Source organism: Pseudomonas sp. IT-P12 (assembly GCF_949767465.1).
Taxonomy (GTDB): Bacteria; Pseudomonadota; Gammaproteobacteria; order Pseudomonadales; family Pseudomonadaceae; genus Aquipseudomonas.
Genome location: NZ_CATKPY010000024.1, coordinates 144,134 through 164,949, shown reverse-complemented (window position 1 = coordinate 164,949; position 20,816 = coordinate 144,134). Strand labels below are relative to the sequence as shown.

The window sequence follows — 20,816 nt, the reverse complement described above, 5'->3', positions numbered from 1 at the left end:
AGCAGGCTATCGATTTGATAGCCCTTTTCTATGATCGGTCCGGGCTCAACTTTCGTCGTCAACGCAAAGAAGTGATGACCGTATCCAGATGACTGCGCAAATGTCCTACAGTTCGATCAGAGCGGTACGCTGTCGGACTCCCCTGCCAACTTGATTAACGGCTCCTGAAACCGCAGCAACCGCCCGGCATTGCCCAGCACCAGCAAAGTGCTCAGGTTGTGCAACAGCGCCGCGATCATCGCCCCGGCCGCACCCAGCCAGCCGAACGCGGCGAAGGCCACAATGGCCAGCGTCCAGCCCAGGCCTATGATCACGTTGATCTGCAAGGTGCGGCGGCACTGGCGACTCAGGCGCACGCAGGTGCCGAGGCGCCGCAAGTCACTGCCAATCAGCACGATGTCCGCCGACGCCAGGGCAATGTCAGCCCCGCCTGCCCCCATGGCGACGCCGACCACACCCGCCTTGAGGGCCAGCGAATCATTGATGCCGTCGCCGACCACCATCGGCCGAAAACCGCTGTCGATTTCCTTGAGGACCCGATTGAGCTTGTCCTCGGGCAAGGCCTGGGCGTGCACATTCGGCAGACCGACATCCCGAGCCAGGGCATCCGCCACCCCCTGACGATCTCCCGTGAGCAACCATTGCCGGCCCAGCCCAAGCTCGCGCAATTCGCTCAAGGCAAACCGTGCCTCGGGTTTGACGCTGTCCGCCAGCAACAGCCAGGCGAGAAATTGCCCGTTGAGCGCGAGCCCGGCAATCGGTCCATCGTGCTGCGGAACCGCGGAAGTCGGAATACCCAACTGCGCAAACAACTCGGGTCGACCCAGTGCGGCTTTGCCCTGCCCGGTCATGGCCACCACACCGAGTCCCTGACGTTCGTGAATGTCCGAGAGCGGCAGCAAGTCATCCTGAGCGGCCAGGCCGGCGAGCGCACGACTGACCGGATGGCTGCTGGCAGAACCGAGGCTGGAAGCAAGCCTCAGCAGCTGACTCTGGTTCTGCGGCGGGCCGTCGATGGCTTGCAGGCGCAACGTGCCAAAGGTCAGGGTTCCGGTCTTGTCGATCACCAGCGAGGTCAGGTCGGCCAGTTCTTCAAGAAAAGCCGAACTGCGAATCAGCATCCCGTGACGGGCAGCCACCGCAACACCGGCAATGGCCGTGGCGGGGGCCGACAACACCAATGCGCAGGGGCAGGCGGCCACCAACACCGCGAGCATCGCCTGGGCGTCGTTGGTGATAAACCAGGTGACAGCAGCCAACAGCAAGACCAACACCCTGTAGCTGCCGGCATAGCGCTCGAGCAGTCGGGTGATGGGCGGCTTCGAACGTTCGGCGCTTTGCATCAGCGCAATGACTTTGCCGAGGGTCGACTCGCTGCCCGTGCGGGTCACTTCAATGCGCAGCAAGCCGTCGAGGTTGATGGCCCCACCGAATACGGACATGCCGACGCCCGCCTCCACCGGCACCGACTCCCCGGTGATCGATGCCGTGTCGAGGCTGGCCTGGCCCGACAGCACACGGCCATCGGCGGGCACCCGATCCCCGGCGCGAACTTCTACGCAATCACCCGGCCTGAGCGCGCCGTTGTCCACCTCGAGGATGGAGCCATCGGCCTGGACCTTGCGCGCATGGCTGCGTGTCAATCGACCCAGCGCGTGGATGGCCTCTTGGGAGCCGATCACACTGCGCTCCTCCAGCACGTGGCCGAAGATCATGATGACCGGCAGCAGGGCGGCAGTCAGCAGATCGCCGGTCGCCCAGGCGCCGAGCATGGCCAGAGCAATCAACTGGTCGGTAATCCCGTGCAGGCTTGGATAGCGCAGGCTGAACCACGCCGAGCGCATCACCGGCACCGCGACCAGTAGCGAAGCGCCCCCCAGCAACAATTGGCTGACACCCGTCTGCTGCGGTGCCCACCAGCGCCAGGCCAGACCCAGCGTCAGCAAGCCCAGGGCAAGCATGGCCAACGTCAGTTGGCGCGCGGCGCTGCGTTGTTCGGCCGACGACAACAGGCTCGGTGCAGCGGCGGTCGATGCAGTCATTGGGCAGCTCCCTGAATGATCAGGCGGGAATCGTCGTTGGGGTTGACGGTGGTGACCGAACCGGCCTGCCCCATGATTGTTGGCAGGCGCTCGCGATAAATACGCAGCAGCATCTGTGGATCGGTGCCCTGCCGTTGCGCCTTGGCCAGACTCAACACGGTGGCGGTATCCGCCGACGCTTTGGCCAGTCGTTCGCTTGCCTGGGCCTGGGCGAGCTGCACGGTCCGGTCGGCACGTTCGTTGGCCGACTGCGTGAGTTTCTCGGCGTCGGTGCGCGCGTTTGCGACCGTTTTGTCGGCTTGCTGACTGGCTGTCAGGACGGCATTGAAGGCGTTGACCGCCGGCGCCGGAAGGCTCGACTGCACATCCACTCGCACCACCTCGATCCCCAAGCCCTGCCCGGTCGCGGCCAGTTCCACGAGGCGGCGATTGATGCCCTGCACCAGATCACCCCGCAAGCGCTCACGCCGTTCAGCGGCCTGACTGACGGCGCCAACCAGCTCCGGTCGCGCCACCAGAATGGTGTCCAGATCCCGGGCGGCGCTCAGGGCGACTGCACTGCGCGTCACGAGTCGATCCAGTGCCGGCAACACATGCTCGCCCTGCAGCACGAAGGCGTAAGGCTCGATGACTTTGTAAAAAACCCGCACATCCAATTGCACGACACCCGCATCCCCGGTCAACAAGTAACCGGAACCCGCCAGCGCATCACTCAGTGGAGTGGCAAAGGAAGCCAGTCGATCGGCCTGCAACGCCGCGTCGCTTCGCAGCAGATTGTCGATCCGCCGCTCGATCACCCGGTCAGCTGCCGGCAGCAAAATCACCTGCTCGAACGGTCGTGGCCACGCCCACAGCAGGCCGGCATTCTGAATGCGGTCCAGCGCGCCAAAGTGCAACACCACGGCTCGGTTCTGCGGATCAATCTGCCGAACATTGGAAAACGCCCACGCCACGGCGGCCAGCAGCGTCACCGCAAACAGTGCAAGAAAGGCCAATTGCCCGGCCTGAATCCAGGGACTGCTCGATTCATGTGTTCCACGTGGAACGCGGCTCATGGCTTCGACCTGGGCAAGTTGTCGAGAGTCGGCGGGCCGTCAACCAAGACCCTGAATGGCGCGGCATCCGTGCGCAGGACCAGTTTTGTTCCCGGGCCGACGATGGTGCCCAAGGTGTCGAGGGAGCGCAGCAGGTTGTACAACTGGGGCGACCCCGCGTAGGCACGACCGTATATCTGCGCGGCTTCCACCCGAGACTGGGCTTCGATGCCGGCCGCTTTCACGGTGGCATCCGCCTGAACGATCCGCGCATCCCGCTCGGCGACGGAGCGAATCTGCGCGGCCTCGCGTTTGCCTATGGCCGTGCGTTCGGTGGCAATTGTTTCACGCTCGGCGCGCATGCGATCGACCGTGGCATTCAAGGTCACTGACGGCAAGGTCAACCGTTCGATGCCGACCTGCAACACCCTGACGCCATAGGTGGCCAACAGCTGCTGCTCGATCTGCTGCCGAAGCTGCGTTTCAAAGTCGCCGATGCGCACCTGACTGGCATCGGTGTTCACCAGGCTGGCCAAGTCGAAACTGCTGGCCGTGGTTTCCAGTGCAGAGCCGACAAACGTGCGAATCTGCCGCGCGGCTTCATCCGGCTGATTCTGCACAGCCCGCATGAAACGCTGAACATTGCCCGCATCGCCCTGAACCTGCCACACCACGTAGGCCTGGACGATGATGCGCAGCCCGTCCCGCGTGCCCACGTCCTGCAAGCCACTGGAGGTGGTACGCAGGCGCAGATCCACGGGAATTGTCGCTTCGAAAGGCGCCGGCCAGCGCCAGCTCAACCCCGGCGTCAGCAGCACCCGCGACGGATCGCCAAACCGGGTGATCACCGTGGCCTCGCCGGAGCGCACTTGCACCAGGCTCGCCGCCGCTACGGCAAATGCCACCAGCAGCCCCGCCCACCCCATGCGTCGCCATGGAAAAGGACCTGCCGCCTGCGCGTCGCCGTGGTGATGATGGTGGTGGTGCCCAGGGTGATGCCCGCCATGGCCGTGATCGTGGCCGTTGTGGTCTGCGTGATCGTGAGTGTGTGACTGGCTCAATTGGCAGCTCCTGACTGAGCGGTTTTGGGCGATGGCGCCGGGTCAGCCGGCAAGGTGAAGGCGCGCAGATCAATGGTCGGCGCGTTGCCGCCGCGACCGAGGTGGTGATCCAGTACCAGCAATTGAGCACCGGCCAGGCCTTGGGAAAGCTGACTGAAATACCGCTCCAGCACGAACGCCTGACCGGCGCTGGCGTAGGCTTTTTGCTCGGCCGAAAAACCCAGATCCGCCGCCTGTGCAGCCGCATTGATTTCACGCGCGTTGGCCGTTGCCTGATCGAGGGCAATGCTGGCCTGCAATTGCGCCTGGTTGCTCGCCTCGGTGGCCGCGCCGCGTTCGCGTGAAATCAGCGCCTGCGCAGCGATCTGCGCGGCTTGCACGCCGTGATAGGCATTGGCCGCACCGGCCGGGGGGTGAATGGCCTCGACCACCGTGGCGAGAATTTCCACGCCGCTGTCGAGTGCCTGCAGATCCGTTTGTACGGCCCGGCCAATGTCCTCTGCGAGCCCTACCCTGTCTTCGCCGAGCAGACCGTCGAGGGTGCGTGAGGCGAAGTCATGAACAAGCACCCGACTGGCGGTGCTGCGGATCAATGCCGGCACGTCCGTGCTGTTATAGGTGGCGGCCAATGCCGCCTGATCGGTCAAACCGATGCGGTAGACAAATCGGACGTCCATGTTGACGATCTGGAAACCTTGCTTGTCCGCCCGGCTGCTGGCAATGACCTGGGATTTGTCATTCACGTGACTGGCGTCCCACAAGCGATTGGCGATGGCGGGCGCCAGACCTTCTGCCGGTTCAGCGACCATCGGCGCCGCCCCTTCGTCGACCCGGGTGGCCAGTTCGTGAACCACACCGTTCTCGACACTCAGCACCCGGCCCAACGGCCAGGGCAAACCGATGTGCAAACCCGGACCGAACACTTCCACCGGCTTGCCGAAGCGTTCATAGATACCACGCTCCTGCAGGGCCATTTCGTGAACACCGGTCAATGTCCAGCCGACCAGGGCGACCACCGCCGACACCGGCCAAAAGGCGCGGCGCATATATGAAAACGCCCAGATTTGCCGAAGATCGATGCCGAAGCGGTAATGCAATTCGTGCTGCAACGCCAGCAGGGGTTGCGGTGGCCAACGCAACAGCTCGGCGATGAAACTTCGGGCCAGCAGCGCAGGCTCACGCTGTTCGCGGCGGGGCGTAAACCATGAAAGGACCGCCCGCAACAACAGTTCGAGTGCCACGAGCCCCGGCAGTACACCGATCAACACCGCCAGCCGGGTCGGCCACACAGCCCCCTCCCCTGCAAACAACAGACACAAGGCGCTCAGCACCAGGCCGATGATCGCCACGCGGGTCAACTGAGACAGCGCTCCGGCTTCAGGCCACTGCGTCACGGGCTCCAGGGCAAATTGCCGCTCCAGCACCAACAGGCCGAACGCCAGCAACAACGACAATGCCGCACCGATGTTCGCTGAAAAAGTCGGCACGTTCGGTTGCAGGGTCAGGTTCCAGACCTGGTTGACGCAAAACAGCGTCAGCAACGCCCAGCCGCCAAGCCACAGCGTCGGGGCGCCAAGGGCGTTCAGTACGCGCCTGCAACGTTCGCTGATCCGTTCCAACAGCTGCTCGTACCCACTATCCGGCGTTTCAGTGGCGTCGGCTTGCAGCGGTATCTCGGCCGGTTTCAGCGCCGTGGCACGCCACTGCGTCACCCACCACGCCGATTGCAGCCCAGCGATCAGTACCAGCAAACCGGCGCACTGATTGACCAGTAACGTCGACCACAGCGATTGCGGCGCAAACAGCCCGACGAACATCGCCAGCACCAGCCCCAAGGCAACCATCACGCCAAGACCCAAGCCCCACCGACGCAACCGTCGGCCGTGAACAAGCGCCTGCTGGAAGCGCGGCAGCCCGGCGACAGCGGCGCCCTCAATATCGAGATCGACTTGCATAACACCCCAATGTTTCTTTGCCCAACGCACAGCTTGTTACGATATAACAAACCGCGTGAATTTTTTGTATTAAGACCTCCTATCTACGGGTGACTGACTGTCGCGTTGCTGAAGCCTTGACCGAAAGGCGTGGAAACATTCATATTACGCTCGTAATTTTTTTCGCGAGCTACGTTTACTCAGCCGGTTTACCCAGCCCGAATTTCATTCATTTCAGGAGTCAATCCATGAGCAGCTATGACGTCGTGATTCTGGGCGGAGGCCCCGGTGGATATAACGCAGCAATCCGCGCCGGACAGTTGGGTCTCAAAGCCGCTTGCGTCGAGGGGCGCGCCACACTCGGCGGCACCTGCCTGAACGTCGGTTGCATGCCGTCAAAGGCGTTGTTGCACGCCTCGGAACTCTACGACGCGGCCATGGGCGCGGAATTCGCCAACCTGGGGATCGAGGTCAAGCCCACGCTCAATCTCGCCCAGATGATGAAACAGAAAGATGAAAGCGTGACGGGACTGACCAAGGGCATCGAGTTTCTCTTTCGCAAGAACAAGGTCGACTGGATCAGGGGCTGGGGGCATATCGACGGTCCGGGCAAGGTCACGGTGACGGACAGCGAGGGCGGCAAAACCCAGCTGAGCGCCAAGGACATCATCATCGCCACCGGTTCCGAACCCACTCCCCTGCCGGGCGTCGACATCGATAACCAGCGCATCCTCGACTCCACCGGCGCGCTGTCGCTCGCCGAAGTGCCGAAGCACCTGGTGGTGATCGGTGCCGGCGTGATCGGCCTTGAGTTGGGCTCGGTCTGGCGGCGGTTGGGCGCACAGGTCACCGTCGTCGAGTTCCTCGACCGTATCTGCCCCGGTGTGGACGCTGAAGCGGGCAAAACCCTGCAGCGCTCGCTGAGCAAGCAAGGCATCCGTTTCAAGCTGAGTTCGAAAGTCACCCGCGCCACCTCCTCGGCCGATGGCGTGCAGCTCAGCGTTGAACCGGCCGCCGGAGGAGAGGCCGAGTTGCTGGAAGCCGACTACGTGCTGGTCGCCATTGGCCGCCGCCCCTACACCCAGGGCCTGGGCCTGGAAAACGTCGGCCTCACCACCGACAAGCGCGGCATGCTTGCCAACAAGGGACATCGCACCGAAGCATCCGGGGTCTGGGTGATTGGCGATGTCACGTCAGGGCCGATGCTCGCGCACAAGGCCGAAGATGAAGCCATGGCCTGCGTCGAGCAGATCGTCGGCAAGGCCGGTGAAGTCAATTACGCGCTGATCCCCAACGTCATCTACACCCGTCCGGAGCTGGCCAGCGTGGGCAAGACCGAAGAGCAGCTCAAGGCCGAAGGGCGGGCCTACAAGGTCGGCAAATTCCCGTTCACCGCCAACAGCCGGGCGAAGATCAACCACGAGACCGAAGGCTTCGCCAAGGTCATCGCCGATGAGCGCACCGACGAAATCCTTGGCGTGCACCTGGTGGGCCCGAGCGTCAGTGAGATGATTGGCGAATACTGCGTCGCGATGGAGTTCAGCGCCTCCGCAGAGGACATCGCCCTGACCTGCCACCCACACCCGACCCGCTCCGAGGCGTTGCGCCAGGCGGCGATGGATGTGGAAGGGATGGCCACGCAGATGTAGGTCTTTGCGCAGGCAGATCGAGCGCTTTCACGAGCAGGCTCGCTCCCACACGGAATGCGTGTCCCCAGTGTGGGAGCGAGCCTGCTCGCGATAGGGCACCACCCGGTCTAAAGCGGCAAATGCTCCAACGGCAACGCCCCTGGCGCCTTCACCGTATGAATCGCAAAGTTGCTGCGAATGTCGCTGACGCCGGGCAACTTCAGCAATCGCCCGGTCAGAAAGCGGTCGTAGGCACGCAGGTCCGGCACCACGACCTGCAGCAGGAAATCCGATTCCCCCGACACCAGAAACGCCGAGATCACCTCCGGCAACGCCGTCACGGCCAATCGGAAGGCTTCGGCCTGTTCGTCATTGTGGCGCTCGACCTTGACTCCGACAAACACCGTCAGCCCCAGCCCCACCTCATCACGATCCAGGTTGGCCTGATAACCGCGTATCACACCGGCTTCCTCGAGCATCCGCACCCGGCGCAGGCACGGCGACGCGGACAGACCGATCTCGTCAGCCAATTGCACGTTGCTCAAGCGACCGTCGCGTTGCAGGGCCGCGAGAATCTTGCGGTCGTAGGCATCCAGTTTCATTTTTGGCAGATCCTGAGCGTTTGAGCGTTTTGTAGTAGCAGGTTATGCCAATCACAGAGGCTTTAGAAGCAAACTACGCAACCACCTGCCCTGTCCTTCCGCCCTAGACTGGTGTCACCGGATCGACAACGTATTGGGGGGGCAACATGGCGGGAATATGGCTGTTTTTCATGGCGCTGACGGTGGTTTACCTGCTGCCGGGGCCGGACATGATCCTCCTGCTGCAAACCGGCGCACGCCAGGGCAGAGGCCCGGCACTGGCGACCGCGGTGGGCCTGGGCATTGCCCGGGGCTGTCATGTGGCATTGGCGGCGCTGGGTCTGGCGGCGTTGTTCAAGGCAGCCCCCTGGACCTTCGATGTGGTGCGCATGGCGGGAGCGGCGTACCTGTTGTGGATCGGCATCCAGTGCCTGCGCACCACGATGCTGCCGGACTTGAACGGGGTGCCAACGTCCTGCACAGCACCACGCTGGCGCCAGGCGATCCAGCGTGGCTTGCTGACCAACCTGCTCAACCCCAAGGCGCTGCTGTTTTGCTCGGTACTGTTGCCACAGTTCATCGACCCACAGGCCGGGGCCGTGTTGACGCAGTTCGCGACCCTGGGTGTGGTGCTGGTCAGCGTCGGTTTGCTGTTCGACAGCGCCTATGCGCTGGCCGGTGCCGCACTGGGCCGCTGGCTGCAACGCAGTCCCTCGGCCCAGCGCCTGCAGCAATGGCTGTTTGGCAGCCTGCTGATCGGCTTCGCAGTGCGCCTGGCCTTCGTTCAACAGGCCTGACTACGGGCGGACCCGCCGTTTACGGCGATTGATCAGCACCAGCGCGACCGCTGTAAAGGCTACGACAGCACCGATTTCAAGCCACTTTTTGTAAGGACGCAACGTCGCCCGCACCGGGCTCAGTGCCTGGGTGACGTAGCGTTTGTCGGCGTTCTGGAAATCCGGGTAGGGGCACTGCTCGCCGAAGAACACCGCCCAATCCACATAGGGTCCCTCTTTGACATAGCGTGTGTAGAACGCGCTTTTTTCGGCCTGGCCGGGGTTCCATCCCGTCGCTGCACACAGTACGGCGGCAAAGGCCTGGCTGGTGTGGGGCAAGTGATCGGCAGCACGACTGGCTAAATCGTTGGCAACGTAACGGTAGTGGTAACGAAGATCGGGTTGCGCGGCGCTGGCCTGCTGCCGTTTGACTTCTTCGTCCGCCACCAGCGGACCGACCTTGAGCTCAACGCTTTCCAGGCTGTAATTGCCGCCAAAAGTGGCGTAGTCCGGTGCCATTTCGTAACCCAGCAGGTCCATGCCATGGAAACGCGCCATCGTCGCGGCGTTGAAATAGGCGAAGGCGCGTTTGCTGGGCCACCATTTCGATTCGGCGTCGTGGCGCAGCTCCCCGTACCACTTGGCCTTTTGCTGCAAGGTTTCGCTGTCGAAGTACGCCACCGCCTCGTCGTAACGTTCCTCGCGCAGCAGGCGGCGGCCGAGCAAGTTACGCAGCTTCGCCGCCACCGACAACGGCACATAGTTGTCGCGATCCTGCTGACTCAGTGCTGGCGGCGCAGGCACTTGCGTATCGACGTACTGCTTGAGTTCATCGACGGTTAGTACACGCTCGGCGACGGTCGCGGCGTCGAACCAGTAGATGTCCTTGCTGCGATACAGCTGATCGAACGCCTGCAGGTAATCCCCGCGTTGCAGCGCCAGGATCGCACTTTCGCCTTCGACCCGGCACTTGGGGTCAAGCGTTTCGAAAGCCCAGTCAGGCGTGCGGCGCTCCCCCCAGGACTCATCCTGCGGGAAGGCACGGGCCGCTTTGGCGTAGGCCGCAGCGGCCGCCGACCTGTCACCGTCGCGCATCGCCAGTTTGGCCCGCAACCACCACGCCAGGCCACCGTCGCCGGCGTGTTCGAGGAACGCCCTGGCGCTGGCATAGTCGCCCTGCTGGTAATTCATGGCCGCCAGCCGATCGGCGTTATCCAGACTGCCACGGGTGCTGGCTTGTAATAACTTGATCAATTTTTGCTCAGCGGGAGGCTGATCACCAAATGACCAACCCAGCCGGCTGATCAAGGACGCCGTGATCAGTTGCTGTACCGGTTTGCCTTCGAGCAACGGCGTCAGTTGCGCCTCGGGCATCGCCGTCAGGTCGGCCACCAACAGTTTCAGCGAGGTGTAGCCGACGCCTGAACCGTGACGATTCTGCGTGGCATAGAGCTCGATGGCGCTGTTCCAGTCACCGGCAATGCGCGCCACACGGGCCTCTTCGCCCAGGCTGGCGACGCCCAGTTCCAGCGGGTCGCTGAACCCGTCGATGCTCAGTTGCCGAGCCTGCTCAAAGGCCTTGCGTGCCTGCGCCAGCAGGTCGGGGCTGGCGTTTGTTTCGGTACTCTGGGCAAACAGTGCCCGGCCCAGCGAATAGGCGGCCCAGGTGCTGCGCAAGCGACGCTGCTCGGCCGGCAAGGCCAGCACTTTGCGGAAATACTCGGCGGCCAACCCGTGGTCACCGGCACTGAACGCCACGGCGCCCGCCAGATACAGTACGAGCTCACTCGGCAGGCTCGCGCCCTGGGCTTGCACCTCATGGGCATCGGTCAATCCGCGCAGGCGCTTGACCAACTCCTGCTGTGGCGCCGTCAGGTCGGCCTGTTCGGCGTAATCCCGCTGCTCGGCATACTCGGCCGCATCGCCGCTGTGGAGGGCGTCATTGACCACCTTCAGACCCGCTATCGTCTGCCCGAGACGGCTGATCTCGAAACGGAAATTGCCTTCGGGCAGTTCCGCCAGCGACTGGCTGCGGTTGTCGAGCAGGCGCAGGGGAAAGTCCGGCCCGCAGGCCAGCGCCGACCCCAGTGGCAAGCTCAGGCTCAGGCAGAGCAAATGACGGGGCCAGTTACGGGTGAACATTCGAACCTCCTTGATCAATACGGGTACAGCGCGCCCAACCGATGGCTCGCTGTCCGCCGGCCGGCAGACGCCCGTCGCGCAGGCGGGTGAAGGTAAGCAGATCCGGACGCTGTTGCAACGTGTAGCCGGCCAGGGCGTCGGCGCCCTCACACCCGTGCACCACGAGCGTCAGACGTTCGGGCCAGGCACGGTCGAGGTTGCCCTGGTTGCTGACGCTGACGTCATAGAGGCCGTCCCGGGCCGAGAGTTGCAGTGTCAGGCGACTGTCGAGGGTCTCCCCCCGGGCGACCGCGCCCAAGGTCGTCAGGCTCCAGGCCCGGCGGTCATTCGCCAACGGCAAGCGGAACCAGATCAGCCCCGCCAAGTGGGCCGGTGGGGCGTTACGCAGTTCCAGCGCCAGGGTGCGCAGTTGTTGCGGATCGGCCAGCAACTCGCGGCGCTCACCGCCTCCTTGCACCGGCACTTCGCTTTCCACCACCGGGGCGCCGTCCACGGGTGGCAACAGCGCCACGCCGTAGGCCGGCAGTGCCAGGTAAAACGGTTTCGACGTGATGCGGCTCCAGGCCCTGGCCCAGGTTTTCGCCTGGCCAGGGTCAAACAGACCCCGTCGCGGATCGCTCACCGCGTGCACCTGCAACACGCTGCTGTCGACGACGGCCAACACCGCCGACAGTTCGGGACTGTCGAGCCAGGCGGGCAGCGCGGTAATGCTCAGCTTCAGAGAACCCGGCAGGTTCCCACGCAGGTCCGTGAGAAATTTCCGATACGCCGGTAGCCGAGCGACACCGGCATCGTGATCGATTTCCACGCCGGCAAGCACCAGCCCCTGTGCTTGCCAATCGCTGAGCACCTGCTGGATCCGCGCAGTGATCTGATCCTGGTCCAGCGACGGGAGCTGGCCATCCAAGCGAATGACCGCGATCAGCGGCCGGCCGTCTCGTTTGAGCAGCGCCGCATCGATGCGCGCCCGGCTCCAACCGGCCCGGGGAAATGCCTGCAAGGCCAGAACCCGCAGGGTCGTGAAGTCTGCACGGCTTGCCTCGAGGGCGGCCGCATGGGACGGCGTCCATTGGCGTTGCCAGATGTAGAGTTGCTGGTCGAGCGCCGGCCTGTCCTGCCGCTCGCACCCGTTGAGCAGCACCAGTGCCGCCAGCATGACCGCCAGCCGGGCGAAAAAAACCATGAGGCATCCTTTGTGGCTGCTCAAGGCAGCGTCCATCAGATGCTACAGGTCAAGCACTCACGGCTGCGAGCCCTGGAACCGACTCGCAGCCTGGTTTGCAGCGCACCGGCCTCAGGCAGTTTTTTGCAGACCGACGGCCGTACGCGGCATGCCGACAAAACCGGGGAGGGCTTCGATCCGCGCCAGCCAGGCGCGCACGTTGGCGTAGTCCTCGAGCGACACGTTGCCTTCAGGCGCATGGGCGATGTAGCTGTAGGCCGCGACGTCGGCGATGGTCGGTTCGTTGCCGACCAGATAGGCCGAATCCTGCAGCGCCTGATCGATCAGCTTGAGCCAGACGTGGGCGTAGGCGATGGTCTCTTCAGCGTTGTAAGGGGCGCCAAACACCGTGATCAGCCTGGCCCGACCCGGACCAAAAGCAATCGGCCCGGCCGCCACGGACAACCAGCGCTGAACATTCGCGGCGCCGACCGGATCGGCGGGCAACCAGCGACCGTTGCCGTATTTCTGCGCCAGGTAAACCAGGATGGCGTTTGAATCGGCCAGCACCACGCCCTGGTCATCAATGGCCGGCACTTGCCCGAACGGGTTGACCGCCAGGAACTCCGGTTGCTTGTGGGCACCGTTGGCCAGGTCGACCAGGATCAGCTCGGTCGGCAGTTGCAGCAGGGACAACATCAGTTCCACACGGTGTGCGTGGCCGGAACGCGGGAAGTTGTAGAGTTTGATCGCTTGCATGGTCGACTCCGCAGTGAAGTGGCGCCGCTCAGGAGTGATCAGCACCGATGGACGCTATCTTCCACCCAGCGCCAAAACAACAGAATAACCAGCAAACGCAATCAATTATTTCAAGCTGAGCAATAAACCCTCAGCGTTGCAGGTCCGGGTGTTCACGCAGCGCTTTCACGGTGAAGTCCACGAAACTGCGAATCCGCGCCGGTGCGTTGCGCCCGCCCTGATAAACGACGTGGATCGGCAACGGCGGCAGTTCGAAGTCGGCCAGGACAATTTCCAGTGCCCCGGAGGCTACCTGGCTGGCGACCTGGTAAGACAGGACGCGGGTGAAACCCAACCCCAGGCTGGCGGCGCGAATGGCGGCCTGATTCGAGGTCACGACCAGCCGCGGTTCGGTTCGCACACTGAGCAGTTCGCCGGCCTCATGAAAGGGCCAGCTGCGCTGCTGGCCGATGGCGGACGTGCCAATGACCGGCGCACGCGCCAGGTCCTGGGGATGCACCGGCCGGCCCTGGGCCTGCAGGAATGACGGCGACGCGCAGATCACCCGGCGTACCTCGCCGACACGGATCGCATGCTGGTTGCTGTCGGGCAGCTCGCCAATGCGCACGGCCACATCAACGCCCTCCTCGACCATGCTCACCACCCGGTCGACAATCAGGCCATTGATGATCACCTCGGGAAACTGGGCCAGGTAATTCACCATCACGGGCGTGACGAACAACTCGCCAAACAACACCGGAGCCGTGATCGTCAGTTGCCCACGGGGCTGAGCATGGCTGCCCGCCGCCGAATCCTCGGCTTCCTGCACCTCGGCCAGGATTCGGCGACAGTCGTCGAGATAACGCTGGCCGGCTTCACTCAAGTGCACACTGCGGGTGGTGCGCGTCAGCAGCGAGGTGCCGATGCGTTTTTCCAGCGCCGCCACCGCGCGGGTCACGCTGGCCGCCGACATGCCCAGGCGACGCGCCGCCGCCGAGAACCCCTGCTCCTGGGCCACCACCGAAAAGACCTGCATTTCCTGGAATCGGTCCACTGGACATTCCTTGATTCAGATAAAAAAACCACCATTGTCAGCGGCGCATTGAAACACAGCGTTAACACCGCTGAGCCCGGCCGATGCGGCGCAGTGGTCAGACGACTCACGATAACCGCTCTAGGCCGCAGCTTCCACAGGGCGACATATCGCCCCAAACGCTCTTCAGCTTCGGCCGAGGCGGCCGATCCAACTAGGGTTGGGTCCCGAAAATCAAGGCTCCAGCAACAAAGCGCCTCATACACATACGGCTGGAGGGACTCATGAATAACTGGTTCGCAAATCTTAGGGTGAATGTGAAACTCGGTCTGGGCTTCGGCGTGGTGCTAGTGCTCACGGGGGTTCTGGCGCTGACCGGCTGGACCAGTTTGGGCAGCGTCATCGACCGCAGCGACAGGATGGGAGAAATTACCCAGCTCAACAACGACCTGACCGCCCTGCGCGCCGCGCGCCTGGAATACATGTTGACCAGCGGCAACGATGCCAGCGCCAGCAACGTGCAGAACAAGCTGAACACCTTCATCGAGCAGCAGAAGGCGCTGATCAAGGTCTCAACCGCGCCGGAAAACGTCAAGCTGCTGCAGGCGCAAAGTCAGGCCACGCAAGAGTTTCAGGCGTCATTGAACAAGATGCGCGACAGCTATCGCATCATTCTTGCCGCCCGGGACGCGATGACCGTTGCGGCCGATCGCGCCATTGCACTGGTCGACACCATCAACCGTGACGCACAGTCCGCCTCCGGTGACAATGCCTCGCGCCTCGAGCAGTTCAAGGCGGCCACCGGCACCAAGGACCAGTTGATGCTGATTCGCCTGAAAGTCCGCGGCTACCTGGCCAACTTCACGCCGGAAACCGAGCGCGATGCCTTGCAGCAGTTCGACACAGCCCTGGCCGACATCGGCACCCTCGCCCAGCGTTTGCCCGCCGCAGCCACTCACGCCGAGCCACTGGACAAGGCGGTACGAGCCTACCGCGACGCCTTGCGCCAACTCATCAGCGCCACCGCTCAGGTCAATGCGGCCGGTGACGCCATGAAAGCCCAGGCTGTCGACATCGAAAAAACCAGCGACCGGCTTTATCAGGTACAGATCGAGTTTCGCGACCAGGAAAGCAACGTCGCCCGCACCCAGCAGATCATCAGTGCGCTGCTGGCATTACTCTTCGGCGCCTTGGCCGCCGTGATCATCACCCGTCAAATCACTCATCCGCTGCGCGAGACCCTGGCGGTCATCGAGAAGATCGCCGCAGGCGACCTGACCCATAGCGCGGTCGTGACCCGTCGCGATGAACTGGGCGAGGTGCAACAAGGCATCCAGCGCATGGGCGCGACCCTGCGTGACTTGATCACCAACATCCGCGACGGCGTCACCCAGATCGCCAGCGCTGCCGAAGAACTGTCCGCCGTGACCGAACAAACCAGCGCCGGCGTTAACAGCCAGAAGGTGGAGACCGATCAGGTGGCCACCGCCATGCACGAAATGACCGCTACGGTGCAGGAAGTTGCGCACAATGCCGAAGAGGCGTCCCAGGCTGCCGCTTCCGCCGACGTCGATGCCCGTGAAGGTGACAAGGTGGTGGGTGAAGCCATTGCCCAGATCGAAAAACTGGCCTCGGAGGTGGTGCGCTCAACCGAAGCGATGGCGGTGCTGCAGCAGGAAAGCGACAAGATCGGCAGCGTCATGGACGTGATCAAGGCCGTGGCCGAACAGACCAACCTGCTGGCGCTCAACGCCGCCATCGAAGCCGCTCGGGCCGGTGAGGCCGGTCGCGGGTTTGCCGTGGTGGCCGACGAAGTCCGCGGGCTGGCGCAACGGACCCAGAAATCCACCGAAGAGATCGAAGGCCTGGTCGCGGCGTTGCAGAACGGCACCCAACAAGTAGCCGTCGTGATGAACAACAGCCGCTCCCTGACCGACAGCAGCGTCGACCTGACCCGCAAGGCCGGCGCTTCACTGGATAAAATCACGCGCACCGTGTCGAACATCCAGTCGATGAACCAGCAGATCGCGGCGGCGGCCGAACAGCAGAGTGCCGTGGCCGAAGAGATCAGCCGCAGCGTCATCAACGTGCGCGACATTTCCGAACAGACGGCGGCGGCCAGCGAAGAAACCGCCGCCAGCAGCGTCGAGCTCGCGCGACTGGGCAACCAGTTGCAGATGATGGTCAGCCATTTCCGCGTTTAAGCGCGCAAGCCAGCAAGAAAAAGCCCCGCGAATGCGGGGTTTTTTGTGTGTGCTCACCCTCGGCGTGATCGCCTCGCCACCGCTCAAACATATGAAAATCCATAACCCAGCTTACGAACATATGAATTTTTCCCGATGTTTGGCTGAATTAAGCTCGGTCCACGCCTCATGAAGAAGGCGGTTTTGTCGGTACGCCTGAGCCAGGCGATCCTAAAAATAATCTGTCTGCCGACCAAGGAATTCCTATGTCCCCTACGCTTGCACGCAGCCGTGCCGGTCATTGCGCACCGATCGGCGCTCCCGCTTCTGTTGGAGGTGGGCAATGACCTCCCCACTCTCCCGGCAAAACACCGACGAATCGCTGTTGCACAGTCATGGCTATGCCCAGGAACTGCATCGCGGTCTGTCACTCTGGTCTTCATTTTCCGTTGGATTCGCCACGGTTTCCCCGGTGGTGGGCATTTACTCGGTGATGTCGCTGGGTGCCATGAACGCCGGTCCGTCCTGGGTCTGGATCGTCCCGCTGTGCCTGGCGTTGCAGTTGCTGGTGGCGCTGGTCTATGCCGAGCTGGCTTCGCAGTACCCGCTCGCCGGTGGCTGCTATCAATGGGTCAAGCGGCTGGCGGGCGACCGCTGGGCCTGGTTCACCGGGTTCATGTACCTGGCCTCCGCGCTGGCTTCGTTGACCACCGTGGCCTATCTGGGCGGTTTCTGGCTGTGGCTGTTCTTCACGGGTGAGCCCCCGGCGGCGAATGCCCAGGTGTTCAGCGGCGCCGTGCTCCTGTTGCTGGGCCTGGGCGTGAACCTGTTCGGCATCAACCCGCTCAAGTACTTCGTGAATGCCGGCATCATTGCCGAAGCAATCGCCTCCATCGGCATTGGCGTGTTGTTGCTGTTGTTTTTCCGCAATCACTCGCTGTCGCTGGTGTTCGAAGGCCTTACGTCAACCGCAGGCACCGACGGCTCATACCTGCCGGGCTTCCTCACGGCCATGGCGGTCGGTGGCTGGGCATTCCTGGGTTTCGACGCCTGCTCGCAGGTTTCCGAGGAAACCGCCGACGCCCGCACCTCCACACCCCGCGCCATCCTGCGCTCGATGATCCTGGTGGGCCTCACCGTGATGCTGACCGCATTCGCCGTCACCCTGTCGTACACCGACACTGCCGGCATGGTTTCGGGCCAGGTCATCGATCCGGTCACCCCCGCCGTCGTGGACGCTTTTGGCGCATGGTCCGAGCGACCGTTCGTGGGCGTGGTGCTGGTGGCCTTCATCGCCTGCATCGTCTCGATCCAGACCTACATTGGCCGCGCCGTGTTCGGCATGGCCCGGGACTCGATGCTGCCCGCCTCGGCGCTGTTGCGTCGGGTCGACAAGCGCAAGGTGCCTTTTGCCGCGATGGTCTTCAGCACGCTGTTCGCCAGCTTCGGCCTGGCACTGGGCCTGAATGCGACGGCCGTCGGCACGCTGATCGCCTTTGGCAGTGGCGGCTTCTTCGTGGTGTTCCTGATTGTCGTCAGTTGCGCCCTGCTCGCTCGCCTGCGCGGCCAATGGAAGGTCGAGCCCGGGACGTTCACCCTCGGTCGCTGGGGCCTGCCGGTCAATCTCGCCGCGTTCTTCTGGCTGGTGTTCGAAAGCATCAACGTCGCTTGGCCACGGGAGTCGCTGGCCCCACCGGGAGCACCCTGGTTCCAGGTCTGGGCGGTCATCCTGGTGTTCTCCGTCCTCGCGCTGCTGGGCCTGATCTACATGTTCCGCGCCAAACCCTACCTGCGTCGCCCCCTGCAATTGCGTCCCGAATAACCTCATCGGATTGTCGTGTGGGGCCCATCACCGGGCCTCGCTGATCTGGAGCTCAGATGTCCTCTCTTCACTATTGGAACTACCCCACGGAGATCTTCTGTGGGCCCGGCGCGCTGGATGTGCTGGCCGAACGCTGCGCCTTGCTGGGCATGACCCATCCCTTGCTGGTCACCGATCCGGGCATGCTGGACCTGGAGCCCATGGCGCTGGTCACCGACCATCTGCGCCAGGCCGGCATCCGCTTCGCCGTGTTCAGCGATATCGCCAGCAACCCGAGCCTGGATGACGTCGCCCGGGGCGTGGCCGCATTCAAGGCGGGCCAGCACGATGCACTGATCGCCCTGGGTGGCGGCAGCGCGATGGACGCCGCCAAGGGCATCAGCCTGGCGGCCGTCGACGCCCAAGGCCTCGACCAATACCAATGGTCGAATGTCATTGCCCACTACCCGAGCCTGGGGCACTTTGCGCACCTGGACCTTCCCCGCCTGATCGCCTTGCCCACGACCGCCGGTACCGGTTCGGAGCTGGGCCGCGAGGCGGTGCTGACCCTGAGCGAACAGAACATCAAGCGCGTGATCAGCCACCCTGAACTGCTGCCGGCCAGCGTGATCCTCGACCCGATCCTGACACGCGGCCTGCCACCGGCACTGACCGCCGCCACCGGCATGGACGCGCTGACCCACCACATCGAAGCCTTTTGTTCACCGCTGTATCACCCGATGTCCTCGGGCGTCGCGGTAGAAGGCATCCGCCTGATCCAGCAGCACCTGTGCAACGCCCACCACGATGGCCAGGACATGGTCGCGCGAGAAGGCATGCTGGTGGCCTCGGCCATGGCCGCCGTGGCCTTCCAGAAAGGCCTGGGTGGCGTGCACGCACTCGCCCACCCGCTGGGCGCGCGCTATCACAAGCATCACGGGTTGCTGAATGCGATCCTGCTGCCGTATGTGCTGGTCGCCAACCGGCAGGCGATCAGTCAGGACATTGCCCGGCTGGCGCGCTACCTGGAACTGCCACAGCCTGATTTCGAGGGCTTCCTCGACTGGGTCCTGCACATGCGTCAACGCCTTGGCATTGCGCACTCGCTGGGTGAAATCGGCATCGATACAGAGGCCGCGCAATGGGTCGGGGAACAGGCACTCGCCGACATTTCCTCTTCGGACACGAACGCCTGTGTCCTCAGCGCCGCCGATTACAGCCGGATTTTTCGTAACGCCGTGCACGGCGTCCTGCATGGAGCCAGCGCATGACCGCCGCCCAGTACATCGACGGCCGCTGGCTGAGCGGCGAAAGCGCCGAGCAGATCAGCGTCTACGACCCGTCCCTCGGCGAGCCTTTCGCCGAACTCATGGCCGCCAGTGCCGCGCAAGTGGACCAGGCCATCGCTGCAGCGCGCCAGGCCCTCCCCGCGTGGCGCAACCTGAGCGCCGCCACCCGGGCCGGTTTCCTGAGAGGCTTTGCCGAGCAGATCGACCAGCGCCGTGAAAGCCTGATCGCCCTGCAGATGCAGAACAACGGCAAGCCCCGTCATGAGGCGGTCGTCGATATCGACGATGCCGTGGCCACCTTCACTTACTACGCAGGCCTGGCCGAGGGCCTGGCGGATCGTTCGAACCTTGAAGTGCCGTTATCGGTGCCCGGTTTTACCGCGCACACCCGACTGGAGCCGGTCGGCGTCGTCGGCCTGATCGTACCGTGGAATTTCCCTTTGGTGACCAGCGCCTGGAAACTCGCCCCGGCCCTCGCCGCCGGCTGTACGGTGGTGCTCAAGCCTTCGGAAATCACCCCGCTGATCGAGCAGGCCTACGGTCAGATCGCCGAGACGCTGGGCTTGCCACCGGGCGTGCTCAACATCGTCTGCGGCAAGGCCCGCACCGGTGCGGCACTGAGCAACCATGCCGGTATCGACAAGCTGTCGTTCACTGGCAGCAACGCCGTGGGCAGCGAGGTGATGCGCAGCAGCGCCGCCCATTGCCGACCGGTGACCCTGGAGTTGGGCGGCAAGTCGGCGATTGTGGTGTTCGACGATTGCGACCTCGATCAGGCGGTTGAATGGATCGTCGCCGGCATTTGCTGGAATGCCGGGCAAATGTGCTCGGCCACTTCGCGCCTGCTGGTCCAGGACAGCATCGCCGACGCCCTGCTGCAACGCTTGAAAGTCGCGTTCGAAACCCTGCGTGTCGGCAACCCCCAGGATGAAGACGTCGACATGGGGCCCCTGACCAGCCAGGCGCAGTGGTCCAAGGTGGGCGAGTACTTCGCCATCGCCCGCGCCGAGGGTTTGCAATGCCTGGCCGGTGGCGAGGCCGTGCGGGATCCGGGCTGGTTCGTCTGCCCGACCCTCTACGCGGACGTGCCCCTGACCAGTCGGCTGTGGACCGAGGAAATTTTCGGCCCGGTGCTGTGCACTCATCGTTTCAGTTCGCAGGAGCAGGCTGTGGCGTTGGCCAACGACAGCCGGTTCGGCCTCGTGGCCACGGTGATCAGTGCCGACCTGGAGCGGGCGCAACAGGTTGCCGATGCACTGGACGTCGGGCACGTGTGGATCAACTCGATCCAGGCAGTGTTCGTGGAAACGTCCTGGGGTGGCACCAAGGGCAGCGGCATCGGCCGCGAACTCGGTCCCTGGGGTCTGTCAGCCTACCAATCGGTCAAACACGTCACACGATGCCTGGGTTGA

General features: G+C 63.7%; 15 protein-coding genes and 1 pseudogene. 7 read left to right on the top strand and 9 right to left on the bottom strand.

Annotated elements, in window-relative coordinates; translation table 11 throughout:
* Positions 1 to 116: 116 nt before the first annotated feature.
* From ACM6IM_RS21655 to hflK (ACM6IM_RS21640), 4 genes are read right to left on the bottom strand one after another with little or no spacing between them, the layout of a single operon-like run.
* Positions 117 to 2,042, bottom strand: coding sequence for a heavy metal translocating P-type ATPase (locus tag ACM6IM_RS21655; protein ID WP_414866273.1), 1,926 nt, complete (start codon positions 2,040 to 2,042; stop codon positions 117 to 119).
* Positions 2,039 to 3,097 carry a protease modulator HflK gene (hflK, locus tag ACM6IM_RS21650; RefSeq protein WP_414866272.1) on the bottom strand — a complete coding sequence of 353 codons (1,059 nt, stop codon included), beginning with the start codon at positions 3,095 to 3,097 and terminating at the stop codon, positions 2,039 to 2,041. The genes ACM6IM_RS21655 and hflK (ACM6IM_RS21650) overlap by 4 nt, the downstream gene beginning before the upstream one ends.
* The gene (hflC, locus tag ACM6IM_RS21645) at positions 3,094 to 4,137 is read right to left on the bottom strand and encodes a protease modulator HflC (RefSeq protein ID WP_414866271.1); all 1,044 of its coding nucleotides are present in this window, start codon (positions 4,135 to 4,137) and stop codon (positions 3,094 to 3,096) included. Before hflC ends, hflK (ACM6IM_RS21650) begins: the two co-directional genes overlap by 4 nt.
* Entirely contained in the window at positions 4,134 to 6,092 is a 1,959-nt protein-coding gene (hflK, locus tag ACM6IM_RS21640) for a protease modulator HflK (RefSeq protein WP_414866270.1), read from the bottom strand. Before hflK (ACM6IM_RS21640) ends, hflC begins: the two co-directional genes overlap by 4 nt.
* Positions 6,093 to 6,319: 227 nt before the next feature.
* On the opposite strand from hflK (ACM6IM_RS21640), the gene lpdA reads away from it, so the two are divergent.
* The gene (lpdA, locus tag ACM6IM_RS21635; protein WP_414866269.1) at positions 6,320 to 7,720 is read left to right on the top strand and encodes a dihydrolipoyl dehydrogenase; all 1,401 of its coding nucleotides are present in this window, start codon (positions 6,320 to 6,322) and stop codon (positions 7,718 to 7,720) included.
* 107 nt (positions 7,721 to 7,827) lie between these two features.
* On the opposite strand, the gene ACM6IM_RS21630 is transcribed toward lpdA, so the two are convergent.
* Entirely contained in the window at positions 7,828 to 8,301 is a 474-nt protein-coding gene (locus ACM6IM_RS21630; protein ID WP_007969928.1) for an Lrp/AsnC family transcriptional regulator, read from the bottom strand.
* Positions 8,302 to 8,447: 146 nt separating this feature from the next.
* On the opposite strand from ACM6IM_RS21630, the gene ACM6IM_RS21625 reads away from it, so the two are divergent.
* Positions 8,448 to 9,077: a LysE family translocator gene (locus tag ACM6IM_RS21625; protein ID WP_414866268.1), complete on the top strand. Its 630-nt coding sequence runs from the start codon at positions 8,448 to 8,450 to the stop codon at positions 9,075 to 9,077.
* On the opposite strand, the gene ACM6IM_RS21620 is transcribed toward ACM6IM_RS21625, so the two are convergent.
* The 4 genes from ACM6IM_RS21620 to ACM6IM_RS21605 form a co-directional block, all read right to left on the bottom strand.
* Complete coding sequence (locus tag ACM6IM_RS21620) at positions 9,078 to 11,198, bottom strand: hypothetical protein (protein ID WP_414866267.1); 2,121 nt, start codon at positions 11,196 to 11,198, stop codon at positions 9,078 to 9,080.
* The gene (locus ACM6IM_RS21615; protein WP_414866266.1) at positions 11,185 to 12,381 is read right to left on the bottom strand and encodes a DUF3142 domain-containing protein; all 1,197 of its coding nucleotides are present in this window, start codon (positions 12,379 to 12,381) and stop codon (positions 11,185 to 11,187) included. Before ACM6IM_RS21615 ends, ACM6IM_RS21620 begins: the two co-directional genes overlap by 14 nt.
* 111 nt (positions 12,382 to 12,492) lie before the next feature.
* Positions 12,493 to 13,119, bottom strand: coding sequence for a glutathione S-transferase family protein (locus tag ACM6IM_RS21610; RefSeq protein ID WP_192307219.1), 627 nt, complete (start codon positions 13,117 to 13,119; stop codon positions 12,493 to 12,495).
* Between the two features lie 130 nt (positions 13,120 to 13,249).
* On the bottom strand, positions 13,250 to 14,152 hold the full coding sequence (locus ACM6IM_RS21605; RefSeq protein WP_192307220.1) for a LysR family transcriptional regulator: 903 nt from the start codon (positions 14,150 to 14,152) through the stop codon (positions 13,250 to 13,252).
* A gap of 263 nt (positions 14,153 to 14,415) precedes the next feature.
* Here ACM6IM_RS21605 and ACM6IM_RS21600 point away from each other — a divergent pair.
* From ACM6IM_RS21600 to ACM6IM_RS21580, 5 genes and pseudogenes are all read left to right on the top strand, one after another.
* Positions 14,416 to 15,432 (top strand): annotated as a pseudogene (locus ACM6IM_RS21600) (methyl-accepting chemotaxis protein); the annotation flags it as partial.
* Between the two features lie 39 nt (positions 15,433 to 15,471).
* Complete coding sequence (locus ACM6IM_RS21595; RefSeq protein ID WP_414866432.1) at positions 15,472 to 16,335, top strand: methyl-accepting chemotaxis protein; 864 nt, start codon at positions 15,472 to 15,474, stop codon at positions 16,333 to 16,335.
* A gap of 322 nt (positions 16,336 to 16,657) precedes the next feature.
* Positions 16,658 to 18,136, top strand: a complete 1,479-nt coding sequence (locus ACM6IM_RS21590; RefSeq protein WP_192307222.1) for an APC family permease — start codon at positions 16,658 to 16,660, stop codon at positions 18,134 to 18,136.
* Between the two features lie 56 nt (positions 18,137 to 18,192).
* Complete coding sequence (locus ACM6IM_RS21585; RefSeq protein WP_414866265.1) at positions 18,193 to 19,386, top strand: iron-containing alcohol dehydrogenase; 1,194 nt, start codon at positions 18,193 to 18,195, stop codon at positions 19,384 to 19,386.
* Positions 19,383 to 20,816: an aldehyde dehydrogenase family protein gene (locus ACM6IM_RS21580; RefSeq protein WP_414866264.1), complete on the top strand. Its 1,434-nt coding sequence runs from the start codon at positions 19,383 to 19,385 to the stop codon at positions 20,814 to 20,816. The genes ACM6IM_RS21585 and ACM6IM_RS21580 overlap by 4 nt, the downstream gene beginning before the upstream one ends.